The sequence below is a fragment of the Siphonobacter sp. BAB-5405 genome, assembly GCF_002872335.1.
Lineage (GTDB): Bacteria > Bacteroidota > Bacteroidia > Cytophagales > Spirosomataceae > Siphonobacter.
The window spans coordinates 67,625-82,996 of record NZ_NJAG01000009.1 but is presented as its reverse complement, the minus strand read 5'-3'; the positions used below and the strand labels follow the sequence as shown (position 1 = coordinate 82,996).

Here is a 15,372-nt window from a genome sequence, read left to right as displayed (position 1 = left end):
TCCGTTAGGATCGTAATGGAAGAATTGCTAGCTCAGGTACGTAATTGCACCCGTTGTGCTCCGTTTTTGCCCTTACCACCCAAACCCATTTTGCAGGCCAGTAGTCAGGCCCGAATACTCATCATCGGGCAGGCTCCCGGCCAGAAAGCTCATGATTCGGGCATTCCCTGGAACGACGCCAGCGGTAATCGCCTACGGTTGTGGATGAACATGGATCGGGACACGTTCTACGATCCGACGCAGGTAGCCATTGTTCCCATGGGCTTTTGTTACCCTGGTAAAGGATCGAATGGCGATTTGCCGCCCCGGCCCGAGTGTGCTCCGTACTGGCACGAAGCCATCCTTCGTCACTTACCCCATATCGAACTGACGTTACTGATTGGTCAATACGCTCAGCGGCAGTATTTACCCGTCCAGCAACCACTGACCGAAGCCGTGCGGGAGGCCGAACGCTTTTTACCGGCGTACTGGCCCCTGCCCCATCCTTCACCACGTAATCAGTTCTGGCTTCGCCGGAATCCCTGGTTTGAAGAAGCGATGATACCGCTGTTACAGGAAAAAGTAGCGGCGATTCTTCAGGCGTAAGTACTGCCTTTTAATTCTGGTTGTAGTGATCGTAGGCGGCTTTGGCAATTCGGGCGATGGTTTGCTCCCGTACTGCCGTTTCCGCTTTGGAGTCCATCACGAATACAGCCACGATGAGGTGTTGGCCGGAAGGCAGCGTAATTACCCCCACGTCATTAGTAGCTGCGGTCACACCCGCCGGGTTCGTACCTGACGTACCCGTTTTCCGAGCAATGGGCGTACCCTTGGGCAGCGATCCCGGCAAGCGGTTAGGAGCCGTAGAAGTACTGAGCATCATATCCTTAAGAACCTTGGTATAAGCGGAATTGAGGCGTTTTCCCTGATAAAAATCGTTCAACAAACGTCCCATCAGCACCGGCTCGCACCAGTTTTGATACTGTACGGACCATTCCGTCGCCATTTCTTCTTCCGTAGCCCGAATCGTCATATTTTTATAACCTAAGCGATGAAAGTAGGCTTCCACGACTTTTGTACCTCCGAGTTTTCGCAGGATAATGTCACAGGCATTGTTGTCGCTCAGGGCTACCATATTTTCCATCAATTCCCGAATCGTTAGATCTACATTTCCCTGCGGGTACTTGTCGCGAAGGGGACTGTGTGTATTGGGTAGCAATTCGTTTTTCGTAATGTGCCATTTCGTATCCAGGTCGAATTTACCCGCCTCGATCTGGTTCAATAGAGCTATAGCAATCGGAAATTTATAGACACTCAACATCGGAAAATGGCCGGTACCATTCAGGGAAAGCGTATCGCCCCTTTCCAGATGAATAATCGAAACACCGACGGTTCCCCCGGAGCTTTGGGCGATTTGTTGAATAGCCTTGCGTAAGGACGATTGCCCGAAACTTGCCAGCGAAATCAGTAGGCCCAGGAGAAGAGCAGAAAGACGATACATGGTAGGGAAGTGTTGAAACAATAGAACATAAAAATACCCTGACTACTGGTTAAGTAGCAGGGTATAGTAGTAATTTCTTCAGGATTTTTCTGAAATCTGTCCGGGTAGCTTTACAATTCTACACGTTTGGGGAATACGTCTTTCAGGCGGCCGTCGTGCGTAACCACGACCAGACTGGCCCCCAAATGAGCCGATTGTTTTTTGAGTAGCTCCACGACCAGATAGCAGTTTTCATCGTCAAGGCTAGAGGTAGGTTCATCGGCCAGAATTACCTGCGGTTCGTTCATCAGAGCCCGGGCAATACCTACCCGTTGCTGCTCACCCAAACTGAGTTGATGCGTTTTTTTACCGAGGTGTTCCGCAAAGCCCAAACGTTGAGCCAGTTGACGGGCCTTTTCGGTATCGGCTTTTTTTCCGGCTAAGTAATTAGCCAAAATCAGATTATCCAGCACCGAAAGCGAACGTACGAAGTGCGGCCGTTGGTAAATCAGACCTACGTGTTTGGCCCGGAACGCTGCTGCTTCGCTGGGTGAAAACTGCGATATGTCCTCCTGGCCAATGCGTATTTGTCCGCCCTGCGGCTGAAGTAACAAAGCCAGTAAATGTAGAAAGGTCGTTTTGCCCCGGCCCGAACGTCCCAAAATCAGAAGAGTATCCTGATCGGGACATTCAATATCGGGAAAGCTAAATTGCTTCGTTGGGCTATAAGCAAACGTCAATTGGTGCGTCTGAATCATGCAGGAAGTCTGTTTACGGTTTCGCAACTGTGCTTTCCAAACGAGTACATTCAATCCCTGTAGATGAATCTTCCCGGAAAACGGTACGCGAAGTACGTAAAACCTTAGGACTTTTTCTCTTCCACGGCAATACGAACCAGCTCAACTGTATTTTTTACTTTGGTTTTACGCAGCATGTTCGCCCGGTGGTTCGTTACAGTACGAATACTCAGGTTTAGTTTTTCAGCAATCTCCCGACTGTTGAGGCCTTCCGCAATCATGGTCAGAATTTGACGTTCCTTGCGGGAAAGTTTACTCAGCGGACTATCGTCGTTTCCACGCGTAGCTGTGCGTCCGCGACTACGGCCCAGCAAAGCGTCCACGAATACAGACGAAATGGTCGGAGGGAAATACTTATCACCCTGCGATACTTTTTGCAAAGCCAACAAGATTTCTTCTTTATCCGTATCTTTCAGCAGATAGCCTGCGGCTCCGCTTTCAACGGATTTCAGAATATAATCCTGATTGTTGTGCATACTGAAAATCAGAGCTTTCACGGTTGAATACTGCTGTGCAATGGCTTTAGCGGCTTCAATTCCGGACAGGCGGGGCATACTGATATCCAGAATAACCACATCGGGTTTAGTTTCAGGGATTTTCTCCAGAGCTTCCTGACCATCGGCGGCTTCTCCCACAATTTCTACTGAATCTTCATCGGCTAGCAGCATTCTAAGCCCTTTCCGTACTACGGTGTGATCATCTGCGACGAGTACTCGAATTTTTGCCATTAGTTTCATTGACGGTTATATAAAAGAAAAGAACAGCTATGGTTTTGCTTGGCGGAAGCAGTAACCACAGGATTGTACTCCAAAGTAACGAAACATATCAGACTGAATACTATTCCCCACTTTTTTATTTTTAAAAATAATTATAATTACTGAGACAAAGATACTTCAATAATCGTTCCCTGACCGGGAACGGATTCAATCTGGAAGCGTCCTCCCAGCAATTCAGCCCGCAATTTCATATTCCGTAAGCCGGATCGTACCTGAGCACGCCGGGTAAGTTCTTCGAGAGAAAACCCTATACCGTCATCTACTATACGTAAAACTAATTGATGTAAGCTAGTTTCGGTTAATCGTACTTCCATTCGGGAAGCGTTGGCGTACTTCAAAGCGTTGGTAAGAGCTTCCTGAGTAATCCGGTATAAATGAATTTCGGTTGCTTCAGAAAGTCGTTCACTTCGCTTATTCGATTGGAAATCAACCGTTAGTGTTCCCGGACGGGTTGTACGTTCACAGAGCAGGCGGAGAGCCGCGTCGAGACCAAAGTCGCTTAATACGCTCGGCATCAAGTCGAAAGATACCTGACGTGTAGCCGCGATTGTTTCCAGAATCAGCTGCTGTAATTCCTGGTAACTGTCGCGTTGGCGTTCGGTAAAGGGAGCATCCGCTAACTGGTCGATGTGCCAGCGAATACCCGTCAATAACTGTCCGATGCCATCGTGTAACTCGCGGGACAGCCGCTTGCGTTCTTCTTCCTGCCCTTCCAATAAGGCAGCCGTACGGATAGGGTCGTTCGATTCAGGGAGTTCTGACATTCTGTTCAAATTTCGGAAATATACTGGTCGGTTTTACGGATTGCCAGGCGGACAATATCGGGTAGGTTGAGTCGATTTCTGAGTACAATTCTACCATAATTTTTGCGTATATCTTTACTACCTGATTTTTGTTAGTCTCTGGAGCGATGTGTTTAGCCCTGGCCTGTTACCTAGCTCTTAGAGAAAAACTGCTTTGAATTTCCTTTTTTTACCCGCAAAAGGCGTTGGTTTTTTTGCAACTTTGTGGCATGAATGTAATCAAGATCTCCCTGGCTAATTTGCGGGATAAACCGCTGAGTACTTTCCTGAGCACCCTTCTGATGGCCCTGGGTGTAGGCTTGATTTCGCTGTTGTTACTGATTAGTCAGCAGTTGGAAGATAAGTTTACCCGGAATCTGAAAGGCATTGATCTGGTAGTAGGGGCCAAAGGCAGTCCGCTGCAAATCATTCTTTCTTCCATTTATCAGATAGACTCTCCTACGGGCAATATTCCCTTGTCGGACGCTCAGATGTTATCGCGTAACCCCATGGTACAGAAAGCAATTCCGCTGGCGATGGGCGATAACTATAAACTCTTCCGCATTGTGGGCACTGACTCTACGTATCTGGCTCATTTTGAGGCGAAACTGACGGAAGGACGTATGTTTAGCCAGCCGCTGGAAGCCATCATTGGTGAAAAAGTAGCCCGGCAGACCGGTCTGAAGATTGGCGATACATTCGCCGGAGCCCACGGTTTTGACGAGGAAGGCCACGTACACGGCGACGCCAAATATAAAGTGGTAGGCATTGCAGCCTATAATAATTCTGTGGTAGACAATGTCATTCTGACGCCCGTAGAAAGCCTCTGGAAAGTACACGAAGGCCAGGAAGGCAGTCAGGGCAATGCCATCATTGGTGAAATGATTAACGGAACGCCGGAAGATTCTACCGCCGACGATCCCAGCCACGAGATTACTGCTTTACTCATTAAATTCCGCAATCCGATGGGGAACGTCATTCTGCCCCGGATTATCAACGAAAACAGTAAATTACAGGCCGCTTCGCCCGCTCTGGAAATCAACCGGATGCTCGATCTGCTCGGCGTGGGCGTTGATACCATTCGCTGGATGGCCCTGGTAATCATTGTCATTGCGGGCATCAGTGTGTTTGTCTCCCTGTACAATTCGCTGAAAGAACGTCGTTATGAAATGGCACTGATGCTGGCCATGGGGGCAACCCGAAGCAAGCTGTTTGCCATGCTTTTGCTGGAAGGTTTACTGATCAGTGTACTAGGCTATATCATCGGTATCGTGCTGAGTCGGGTGGGTTTGGGAGTCCTTTCCGCCGGAGCTGATCAAAGCTTTCATTATAGCTTTCAGGTACTGGCCCTTTCGCCGTTGGAAGGCTTATTACTGGTGGGCGTACTCCTGCTGGGATTACTGGCGGCAGCCCTGCCTTCGCTGAATGTATACCGCCTCAATTTGTCGCGGACCCTGGCCGAGGAATAATTCCAGAAAGCTGATTGCAACCTTGTTGAAAAAAGTAAGGGATTGCGGTAACTTTGTACAGATTTTTAGCGTTACTCATTGCTGAAACCATTTCCGTGTTATGAAGCTATTCAAACTATTATCGCTGTTTTTGGCCGTTGGACTGTTCGTAAACGCGACAACGGACGCCCCGAAAGTGGCCGATCCTGCTAAGATTACCTGGGAGAATCTGAAGGATGTGAAATTTCAGAAGAAGTGGTATCCTGAAGAGAAAATGTATATTCTGTACCCGAACTTCGGTCCTGGCGTACAGAAACTCAGTAATAAGGAAGTCATCATCAAGGGCTACCTCGTACCGGTAGACATTACGACCAATACCTTCGTACTTTCGGCCTACCCGAATTCCATGTGTTTCTTCTGTACGGGTACGGGTCCGGAAACGATCATGGCTCTCAAAATGAAGAAAAACCGTCGGTTTAAAGTGGATGAAGTACAAACATTCAAGGGTACGCTGAAACTTAATGCCAGCGACATCTACGAACTTAATTACATTCTGGACAATGCCGAGATTTACAACGGCGAATAAGTCCAGCTACGTTCCTTTCTATCTTTGCCCCACCCCTAGCGGTGGGGTTTTTTCTTTGCTTTAACGGATTGTTCATGAAGTTCCTACGCCTCATTACCAAGATTTCCCTGGCTCTTATTGTTCTTATTCTCCTGATTTTGGCGGTTACTATGACGACCGTTGACGAAACGCCCTATACCGCCACCGAAGCGTACCAGCAAACCCAGCAGAATCTTCAGCAGGTGGATCAGCAACTGGCCTCGCAGCGGGTGGATACAACCGGACCTACCCTAAATGTTGGTTGGGCGAAGGCGAACATCACACCCAGCTACGCAACCCCGTTGGCGGGTTACGGCACCCGCCGGGGCAAAGTGTCTACGGGGGTACGGGATTCCCTGTGGGTACGGGCGTTCGTCTTTGACAATGGGAAAACGCGTACGGCTCTGATTGCTTCCGATTTACTCATCGTCCCCCCCACGGTAGTAGCAGCCGTGCAGGCACAATGGCCGAAGAACCTGGGCTTCCCGGCGGATCGCATTTATTACGGAGCCATTCATAGCCACAATAGTGCGGGCGGCTGGCAGGCAGGCGTGGGTAGCGAACTGATTGCGGGAAACTACAATCCTGAAGTAGAAGCGTTTTTAGCTAAACAAATTATTACGGCTATTTCGGAGGCTACGCAACGACTGGCTCCTACCGAAATAGGGTACGGAGCAATCAGTGAGCCCGATCGCATTGAAAACCGTTTAGTAGGAAATGAAGGTACAGTCGATAGTCTCATCCGGATGCTTAAATTCAAGAAGGCTACGGGTGAAACGGCTCTGCTGGTGACGTATGCCGCTCATGCGACGCTGATCAATGACGATAACCTGGTGGTATCGCGGGATTATCCCGGCATTCTGGTGGATTCTCTGGAAAAGGAGACCGTGAATTTCGCAGCCTATATGGCCGGAGCCGTAGGTTCCATGCGACCCAAGACTGAGGGCCAGACCGACGATGAAGAAATGAACAACCAGGCCCGGGCCTTACTCAGCGATATTGAAAAAGCGTACGGGACCCTATCTACCCAAAAGGCTCGTGCACTGGAATTTGTCACCCTTCCCCTCGGATTACGCCAACCTCAGCTTCAAATTGCCAAAGGCTGGAAACTTCGTCCGTGGGTTTTTAACTGGCTCTTTGGAAAGGCTGAAGCCGATCTGAAGGCCTTACGCATTGGTCAGACGGTATTGCTGGGAATGCCCTGCGATTTTTCCGGCGAACTGGTCACTGACTTTTCAGCAGTAGCCCGGCAGAAAAACCAGCACCTGATCGTTACCAGTTTCAACGGCTATTACATCGGTTACGTAACGCCCGACAAGTACTGGACCCGCGACACCTACGAGAGCGTAGCCATGAACTGGTTCGGCCCCAATACGGGTAGTTATTTTGTCGAAATGGGTCGTAAACTTTTAAATAAACTGTGAAAAAGTAGCAATTTCCTGTAGCGGGGTTAGAATAATCTAATATTATTTAGAAAGATTCTAAAATCCTCAGAAGATTGGGAAAGATGCCGGGAAATGCGATTTTTGTAAGTAAAGAAAGTACAATTTTAATATCGAGCCGGACATAGGCTTTACTTATAATCACCCGTACCTCGTTTCCTATGGCTTCACTTCCCGCGGATTTTGCACCCGTCGTAGTACAATTTATTGCGGCTTCCGGATTCATCGGAATGACGATGCTGGCGACTCACCTGCTTACGGGTCGTCGTAAAACCAGTAGTACACTTCGAAAAGAAGATCCCTGGGAGTGCGGTATCCCCGTTTACGGTGATGCCCGGGCTCCTATTTCCGTTAAATACTTTTTAACGGCTATTCTTTTCGTGCTTTTTGATGTAGAAATCATCTTCATGTACCCCTGGGCGGTCAATTTCCTCAAGTTTCGAAATGAAGGGTTAGGGATGCTGGTATTTGGAGAAATGATCGTTTTCATGCTCCTGCTGCTGGCGGGTTTCTATTACGTAATTAAAAAGGGCGTATTGAAGTGGGATCAGGACTAAGGTCTTGTCCCTGGGCTACGTCCCCTGAACAGTATTCCAACTATGAGCGATAGACCCAATACTATCAAAATTGTAGATGCTCCGGACGGCTACGGCGGTTCGGGTTTCTTTGCTACTTCGTTTGAAAAAGTAATTGCTCTGGCCCGCAGCAACTCGCTCTGGCCGCTTCCTTTTGCTACCTCCTGCTGCGGAATCGAGTTCATGGCTACGATGGGTGCTACGTATGATCTGGCCCGCTTTGGGTCGGAACGTCCGAGCTTCTCACCCCGGCAATCGGATATGCTGCTGGTGATGGGTACCATTGCCAAGAAAATGGCTCCGATTGTACGGCAAACGTACATTCAGATGGCCGAACCTCGCTGGGTCATTGCCGTGGGAGCCTGTGCCTCTTCGGGTGGCATTTTTGATACGTATTCGGTGCTACAGGGCATTGACCGTATTGTTCCCGTGGATGTCTACGTCCCGGGTTGCCCACCCCGGCCCGAGCAGATTCTGGATGGGGTTATGCAATTACAGGAGATTGTTAAAAACGAGCCGTTGCGTCGTCGGGATTCTGACGAGTATAAGGCACTGCTCGAATCGTACGGAATTATCAAATAGCTACGGCTTCATTCCCTCGTTGAAAACTACTTATGCTTAGTAATCAGGAAATTGCCGACGATCTGTTGGCTCAATACGGTGATAAGATTGCGGGGTTTGAAGAGCATCACGAAATCATGAGTGTCTTTACGACCGTCGAGACGGCCAAGCCCATGATTGCGTATTTGTATAACCATCCAACGTTTAAATTCCAATATCTTACCGATTTAGCCGGTATTCACTACCCGGATAATACAGGTGGTGAACTGAGCGTGGTCTATCACCTCCACAGCTGGACGCACAATCATCGCATTATGATCCGGATTTTCGTTCCCATCGAAGCTCCAGACGTTCCTACGATTGTTGACCTGCATAAGAGTGCCAACTGGATGGAGCGGGAAGCGTATGATTTCTTCGGTATCAATTTCGTGGGTCACCCGAACCTGATTCGGATTCTGAACATCGAGGAAATGGATTACTTCCCCATGCGGAAAGAATTTCCGCTGGAAGACGCGACCCGTCAGGACAAAATCGACGCCCTTTTTGGCCGCTAGGCGGATTCCCACGGGGGATGCTCCCCTGGAACTCCACTGACCTCACTGCAGCGAACTGCTAAAAAGCCTAATCCGATGAGCGAAACCAACACAAATAATACATTAACCCAGCGGGATCAGCCGGCCGTTATGGGTCCGCAGGTAGGAAACCTGGCCCTCAAGGATGGTGTACCCCTAATTGCGGAAGACGGTCGCGAACTTACCACCCTCAACCTCGGGCCAACGCACCCTTCCACGCACGGGATTTTCCAGAATATTTTAACGATGGACGGTGAGAAAATCGTTTCGGGCGTACCGACGATTGGTTATATCCACCGGGCTTTCGAAAAAATAGCCGAACGCCGCCCCCTGTACCAGATTACTACGCTGACCGACCGGATGAACTACTGTTCCAGTCCGATCAACAACATGGGCTGGCACATGACGGTCGAGAAATTACTCGGCATCGAAGTACCCAAACGGGCTCAGTACATCCGGGTAATCATGATGGAACTGGCCCGCATTGCCGATCACCTCATTTGTAACTCCATTCTGGGCGTAGATTCCGGAGCCTTTACGGGCTTTCTGTACGTGATGCAGAAACGCGAGGAAATTTACGAGATTTACGAAGAAATGTGTGGAGCCCGTCTGACGACCAATATGGGTCGTTTCGGGGGAATGGAGCGGGATTTGTCTAACGAAGCCATTCGTAAAATCCGTGAATTCATTCGCAGCTTCCCACCCGTGATGCAGGAGTTTGAGAAGATGCTGAATCGCAACCGTATTTTCATTGATCGTACGGTGGGTGTAGGTCCGGTATCGCAGGAGATGGCCCTTCAGTACGGCTTCAGTGGGCCGAACCTGCGGGCCGCGGGCATCGATTACGACGTGCGGGTGATGAGTCCGTATTCTTCTTACCAGGATTTTGACTTTGATATTCCGGTTGGTTACTCGGGCGATACCTACGATCGCTTCATGGTACGCAACGGAGAAATCTGGGAGAGCTTTAAAATCATCCAGCAGGCCGTAGAAAACCTGCCTGAAGGCCCCTTCCACGCCGATGCTCCGGAGTACTACTTGCCTCCTAAACAAGAAGTATACCGCAACATGGAAGCTCTCATCTATCACTTCAAAATTGTCATGGGTGAAATTCCGATTCCCGTGGGCGAGGTGTACCATGCCGTTGAAGGCGGCAATGGAGAGCTGGGCTTCCACCTGATTTCGGACGGTGGCCGGAGTCCTTACCGACTGAAAATGAGGCGACCCTGCTTCATTTTTTATCAGTCTTACCCTGAATTATGCAAGGGCGTTACGTTGTCCGATGCCATCATTATCATGAGTAGCATGAACGTAATTGCCGGTGAATTAGACGCTTAACCTCCCATGCTTGAAACAAAACCCCGCATCGAATTCACGCCGGAACGGCTGGAACGAGCCAAAGAAATACTAACCCATTACCCCGAAGGTCGGCAAAAATCGGCCCTACTCCCGCTCCTGCACCTGTTACAGGAACAGGAAGGCTGGACGCCCGCGGAAGGGATGGATTATGTTGCAGAATTGCTGGGTATACAACCCATCGAAGTATACGAAGTGGCGACGTTTTACACCATGTACCACCTCGAACCCGTCGGCAAGCACGTCATCGAATACTGCCGAACCGGTCCTTGTATGCTGATGGGGGGCGAAGAAGTCTACGCCCATTTGAAGCAGAAAATCGGTGCTCAGGATGGTGAAACTTCGGCCGATAAGCTGTTCACGATCAAGCCCGTGGAATGCCTGGCCGCCTGCGGCTGGGGCCCCTGCTTCCAGATCCGCGAAAAGTACTACACGCACCTGACGATTGAGAAAGTAGACGAAATTATTGATGAACTCAAGCAGTAGTGACGTTCAGGGTTTTGAGTTTAGCGTTTTGAGTTAGTTAAACACAACGCTAAACCCTAAACTCAAAACGCTAAACGATAGATCCAAACTCTATTATGTCGCTTCCTAAGATACTTACGGCTCATACCCACCTTCCGGGAATTGAGACCTTTGATGTATACCGCAAAAACGGAGGTTATGCCGCCGTAGAAAAAGCCATCAAAACCATGACGCCCGACGAAGTGGTGGAAGAAGTAAAGAAATCGGGCGTTCGCGGTCGCGGCGGGGCGGGTTTCCCCATGGGTATGAAGTGGTCGTTTCTGGCGAAACCCGAAGGCGTTCCCCGCTATCTGGTTTGCAATGCCGATGAATCAGAGCCCGGTACCTTTAAGGACCACTGGCTGATGAAAACCATCCCGCATTTGCTGATTGAGGGCATGATTGTATCCAGCTACGCTCTGGGGGCCAATGCCAGTTACATCTACGTGCGGGGCGAGCTAATGTACGTGGTTCGCATTTTGGAAAAAGCCATTGCGGAAGCAAAGGCAGCCGGTTTTCTTGGAAAAAACATTCTGGGTTCAGGCTACGATCTCGAACTCTACGTACAACCTGGTGGGGGAGCGTATATCTGCGGTGAAGAAACGGCTCTGCTCGAATCGCTGGAAGGCAAACGGGGAAACCCCCGAAATAAACCTCCTTTTCCGGCGGTCAAGGGTCTGTATCAATGCCCAACGGTAGTTAATAACGTCGAGTCTATTTCTACGACTTCCTGGATTGTCAATAACGGAGGCGATGCCTATGCCGCCATCGGGATTGGCCGTTCAACGGGTACGAAACTGATTTCGGCCTCCGGTCACCTCAAAAAACCGGGCGTGTACGAAATCCCACTGGGCCTGCCCGTACAGGAATTCATCTACTCTGACGAATGGTGTGGTGGTATTCGCGACGGTCACCATTTGAAAGCGGTGGTAGCGGGAGGTTCATCCGTACCCATTCTGCCCGCCGCGATGTTACTAAAAACCGCTGCGGGTGAAGATCGCCTGATGTCCTACGAATCCCTGGCCGACGGTGGCTTTGCTACGGGGACCATGATGGGCTCGGGTGGCTTTATTGCCATGGATGAAACGACCTGTATCGTGCGAAATACCTGGAATTTCAGCCGATTCTATCACCATGAATCCTGCGGGCAGTGTTCACCCTGCCGGGAAGGTACGGGCTGGATGGAGAAGGTCCTCCACCGTATTGAACACGGCCACGGCTCCATGCACGACATTGACTTACTGGTGGATGTAGCCAAGAAGATTGAAGGCAATACCATTTGTCCGCTGGGGGATGCAGCAGCCTGGCCCATCGCCTCAGCCATCCGGCACTTCCGGGACGAATTTGAATGGCACATTACCAATCCGCAGGAAGCGACGCGTCCCGGTGCGGTATTCAAAGGCCACATGGAACTGGTTTAATGAATGAATGAGTGAGTGCCTTATCCTATCATTCGCTCATTCATTCATTCATTCATTCAAAATTGTAATGACATGAAAGTTACGATTGATAATATCACCATTGAAGTCGAACCGGGTACGACCATTCTTCAGGCGGCCCGGAAGATTGGTCCAGAAGTAGCTCCGCCGGCCATGTGTTACTACGAGCCATTAAAGGCTTCGGGTGGCAAGTGTCGGGCCTGTCTGGTAAAAGTAACAGCGGGCTCTGAAAAAGACCCCCGCCCTATGCCCAAGCTGGTGCCTTCCTGTATCACGCAGGTTCAGGATGGCATGATCGTGGAAAATACCGTGAACGAACAGGTTCTCGAAACGCGGAAAGGCATCGTTGAATTTTTGTTACTGAATCACCCCCTCGATTGTCCCATTTGCGATCAGGCGGGGGAATGCCACTTGCAGGACTTTTCCTTCCAGCACGGCGTTCAGCAAACGCGGTACGAAGAAGAACGCCGGACCTTTGAAAAACAGGATCTCGGGCCGAATATTCAGTTGCACATGACCCGCTGCATTCTGTGTTACCGTTGCGTATTCACGGCTGATCAGATTACCGGCAAACGCGTACACGGGGTACTGAATCGCGGCGATCATGCGGAGATTTCAACGTACATCGAAAAAGCGATTGACAATGATTTTTCCGGAAACGTAATCGATGTGTGTCCCGTAGGTGCGTTGACGGACAAGACGTATCGCTTCAAAAACCGGGTCTGGTTTACCAAGCCCGTTGATGCTCACTGCGACTGCGAAAAGTGTTCGGGGAAAGTCACGCTCTGGTACCGGGGCGATGAGGTGATTCGGGTGACGGCTCGTAAAAACCAGTGGGGTGAAGTACTGGATTTCATCTGCAACACCTGCCGATTCGAACGCAAAAACACGGCGGACTGGACCATTGAAGGCCCTACGAAGGTAGCCCGCCATTCGGTAATTTCTGCCAACAAGTACGGAGCCAACAAGATCGTTCCGGAGTTTGCCCGTCGTCTGGCGGCTTCGCAGTACAAAGACGTTCACGAAGCACGTGATACCAGCCAACTGAACATCAAGCAGTTGCCGGAAGAACGTTTCAAAGCATTAATTCCACCCGCGGGCGAATCCGCCGTCGCAGGTATACGGTCAATTCAAAACTGGGCAGAGGACAAGTAATGTTGTTCGTTGATTGTTTTTAGTTGTTGGAAGTTGTACGTATGACAAAATCGTCATTGCCTCAAGAATCCTTAATGGATCACTCAACCAATAACAGTCAACCAATAACCATCAACTAGAAAAAAGATGGATATATTCTGGATCAAAGCAATCATCATTCTGGTCATTTTTGGGCTTTCGCTCTTTGTGGCTATGTATTCTACCTGGGCCGAGCGTAAAGTAGCCGGTTACATGCAGGATCGTCCGGGACCGAACCGGGCAGGTTGGGGTGGCTTGTTACAACCCCTCGCCGACGCCGGAAAGATGTTTTTCAAGGAAGATTTCATTCCCGCACAAGCCAACAAATGGCTCTTCATTGCAGGCCCCTGTTTGGCGATGCTGACGGCTCTGTTGTCTTCGGCGGTGATTCCCTTCGGAGATACCCTCCGCATCGACGGTCAGGAAATTCAGGTGCAGGGTATCGAGGTGAACATTGGTATTCTCTGGGTGTTCGGTATTGTTTCGCTGGGCGTCTACGGCGTGATGGTGGGAGGTTGGGCTTCCAATAACAAATTCTCACTGCTGGGAGCCATTCGGGCTGCTTCACAAAACATCAGTTACGAGCTGGCTCTGGGTTTATCCCTCATTGCGGTAATCATGATGACGGGCAGTTTATCCGTTCGGGACATCGTTAATACTCAGCACGGCGGAGGCTGGAATATTCTGTTTCAGCCGCTGGGTTTCGTCATTTTCCTGACCTGTGCCTTTGCCGAATGTAACCGTACGCCCTTCGACTTACCCGAATGCGAGGCCGAGCTGATTGGCGGTTACCATACGGAATATTCGTCGATGAAACTAGGTTTTTACCTCTTTGCCGAATACGTGAACATGTTCGTATCGTCCTGCGTGGTATCGGCTCTGTACTTCGGTGGTTTCAACTATCCGTTTATGGATAAAGTCGCGGAAGCTCTGGGCAACGACGCCACGGGTCATAACATCGCCACGGCTATTGGGTTCTTTGCCTTCATCGCCAAGGCTTTATTCTTCGTATTCTTCTTCATGTGGGTACGCTGGACCTTACCACGTTTCCGCTACGATCAACTCATGAATCTGGGCTGGAAGAGTTTGATTCCGCTTTCCATCCTTAACATCATCGTTACGGGTATCGGCCTGATGTTCAACCTTCGCTGGTTCAGCTGGGTAGCCGTCGTCATTATCGTAGCCGTCGTAGCCGTACAGGCTGCCATGAAGCCCAAAGCTGCCAGAGGTATTCTGGAAGCCGCACCTGTGCGATAGATCGAGTTTAGGGTTTTGAGTTTAGTGTTAAATGTTAACGCTCAGACAACTCTTAAAAACTCAAAACCCTAAACCCTAAACTCATCCCTCTCATGCAACTCACTAATCGAGCAAAGAAGATAGATAAGAGCGAAATGACGCTGGCCGAACGGATGTACCTTCCGGCCATTGCTGGCGGCATGGCTATTACGCTCAAACACTTTTTCAAGAAAAAACCGACCATTAATTACCCCGAACAGAAACGATATCTGGGTCCCGTATTTCGGGGACAGCACATTCTGAAAAAGGACGAAGCTGGTCGCGAACGCTGTACCGCCTGTGGCCTTTGTGCGGTAGCCTGTCCGGCGGAAGCCATTTCGATGGTAGCGGCCGAGCGGAAAGCCGGGGAAGAAAATCTGTACCGGGAAGAAAAATACGCGGCGGTTTATGAAATCAATATGCTCCGCTGTATTTTTTGCGGTTTCTGCGAAGAAGCCTGCCCCAAACAGGCCATCTACCTTCGTCACGACCAGTTTGTACCCGTATTCATGAGCCGGGATGAGGTGATTTACGGAAAAGATCGCCTGGTGGAAGATATGAGTAGCCGGTATTTGCGGGAAGGCTGGAAGTAATTTGTTTATTCGTTAA

General features: G+C 49.9%; 17 protein-coding genes. 13 read left to right on the top strand and 4 right to left on the bottom strand.

Annotated elements, in window-relative coordinates:
• Positions 1–15 precede the first annotated feature (15 nt).
• Positions 16–585 (top strand): uracil-DNA glycosylase family protein, encoded by a 570-nt coding sequence (locus tag BWI97_RS09465; protein ID WP_102200845.1) that lies wholly within the window; start codon positions 16–18, stop codon positions 583–585.
• A gap of 10 nt (positions 586–595) precedes the next feature.
• Here BWI97_RS09465 and bla read toward each other — a convergent pair whose 3' ends face one another.
• The 4 genes from bla to BWI97_RS09445 all read right to left on the bottom strand — a co-directional run bounded on the left by bla (position 596) and on the right by BWI97_RS09445 (position 3,796).
• The gene (gene bla, locus BWI97_RS09460) at positions 596–1,480 is read right to left on the bottom strand and encodes a class A beta-lactamase, subclass A2 (protein ID WP_094810163.1); all 885 of its coding nucleotides are present in this window, start codon (positions 1,478–1,480) and stop codon (positions 596–598) included.
• A gap of 110 nt (positions 1,481–1,590) precedes the next feature.
• Positions 1,591–2,217, bottom strand: coding sequence for an ABC transporter ATP-binding protein (locus BWI97_RS09455; RefSeq protein ID WP_102200844.1), 627 nt, complete (start codon positions 2,215–2,217; stop codon positions 1,591–1,593).
• Between the two features lie 104 nt (positions 2,218–2,321).
• Entirely contained in the window at positions 2,322–2,984 is a 663-nt protein-coding gene (locus tag BWI97_RS09450) for a response regulator transcription factor (RefSeq protein ID WP_094810161.1), read from the bottom strand.
• Between the two features lie 146 nt (positions 2,985–3,130).
• Positions 3,131–3,796 (bottom strand): sensor histidine kinase, encoded by a 666-nt coding sequence (locus BWI97_RS09445; RefSeq protein ID WP_094810159.1) that lies wholly within the window; start codon positions 3,794–3,796, stop codon positions 3,131–3,133.
• A gap of 248 nt (positions 3,797–4,044) precedes the next feature.
• Between BWI97_RS09445 and BWI97_RS09440 the strand changes: the two genes are divergently transcribed.
• From BWI97_RS09440 to BWI97_RS09385, 12 genes are all read left to right on the top strand, one after another.
• On the top strand, positions 4,045–5,283 hold the full coding sequence (locus tag BWI97_RS09440) for an ABC transporter permease (protein WP_102200843.1): 1,239 nt from the start codon (positions 4,045–4,047) through the stop codon (positions 5,281–5,283).
• A 100-nt stretch (positions 5,284–5,383) separates the two neighbouring features.
• Positions 5,384–5,848, top strand: coding sequence for a DUF3299 domain-containing protein (locus BWI97_RS09435; protein WP_102200842.1), 465 nt, complete (start codon positions 5,384–5,386; stop codon positions 5,846–5,848).
• 74 nt (positions 5,849–5,922) lie between these two features.
• Complete coding sequence (locus BWI97_RS09430) at positions 5,923–7,290, top strand: neutral/alkaline non-lysosomal ceramidase N-terminal domain-containing protein (RefSeq protein ID WP_102200841.1); 1,368 nt, start codon at positions 5,923–5,925, stop codon at positions 7,288–7,290.
• Between the two features lie 179 nt (positions 7,291–7,469).
• Positions 7,470–7,865, top strand: a complete 396-nt coding sequence (locus BWI97_RS09425; RefSeq protein ID WP_094810151.1) for an NADH-quinone oxidoreductase subunit A — start codon at positions 7,470–7,472, stop codon at positions 7,863–7,865.
• Positions 7,866–7,907: 42 nt separating this feature from the next.
• Positions 7,908–8,465: an NADH-quinone oxidoreductase subunit B gene (locus tag BWI97_RS09420; RefSeq protein WP_094810149.1), complete on the top strand. Its 558-nt coding sequence runs from the start codon at positions 7,908–7,910 to the stop codon at positions 8,463–8,465.
• 32 nt (positions 8,466–8,497) lie between these two features.
• On the top strand, positions 8,498–8,998 hold the full coding sequence (locus BWI97_RS09415) for an NADH-quinone oxidoreductase subunit C (RefSeq protein ID WP_094810146.1): 501 nt from the start codon (positions 8,498–8,500) through the stop codon (positions 8,996–8,998).
• 75 nt (positions 8,999–9,073) lie between these two features.
• Entirely contained in the window at positions 9,074–10,354 is a 1,281-nt protein-coding gene (gene nuoD, locus BWI97_RS09410; RefSeq protein ID WP_233207794.1) for an NADH dehydrogenase (quinone) subunit D, read from the top strand.
• A gap of 6 nt (positions 10,355–10,360) precedes the next feature.
• Positions 10,361–10,858, top strand: a complete 498-nt coding sequence (gene nuoE / locus BWI97_RS09405; protein ID WP_102200840.1) for an NAD(P)H-dependent oxidoreductase subunit E — start codon at positions 10,361–10,363, stop codon at positions 10,856–10,858.
• Positions 10,859–10,953: 95 nt separating this feature from the next.
• Positions 10,954–12,297, top strand: a complete 1,344-nt coding sequence (gene nuoF / locus BWI97_RS09400; protein WP_102200839.1) for an NADH-quinone oxidoreductase subunit NuoF — start codon at positions 10,954–10,956, stop codon at positions 12,295–12,297.
• Positions 12,298–12,369: 72 nt separating this feature from the next.
• Positions 12,370–13,470, top strand: a complete 1,101-nt coding sequence (locus tag BWI97_RS09395) for a 2Fe-2S iron-sulfur cluster-binding protein (RefSeq protein ID WP_102200838.1) — start codon at positions 12,370–12,372, stop codon at positions 13,468–13,470.
• A 126-nt stretch (positions 13,471–13,596) separates the two neighbouring features.
• Positions 13,597–14,745: an NADH-quinone oxidoreductase subunit NuoH gene (gene nuoH, locus BWI97_RS09390; RefSeq protein WP_094810140.1), complete on the top strand. Its 1,149-nt coding sequence runs from the start codon at positions 13,597–13,599 to the stop codon at positions 14,743–14,745.
• A gap of 92 nt (positions 14,746–14,837) precedes the next feature.
• A complete protein-coding gene (locus tag BWI97_RS09385; protein WP_094810138.1) occupies positions 14,838–15,356 on the top strand; it encodes an NADH-quinone oxidoreductase subunit I in 519 nt (172 codons plus the stop codon).
• The last annotated feature ends 16 nt before the right edge of the window (positions 15,357–15,372 follow it).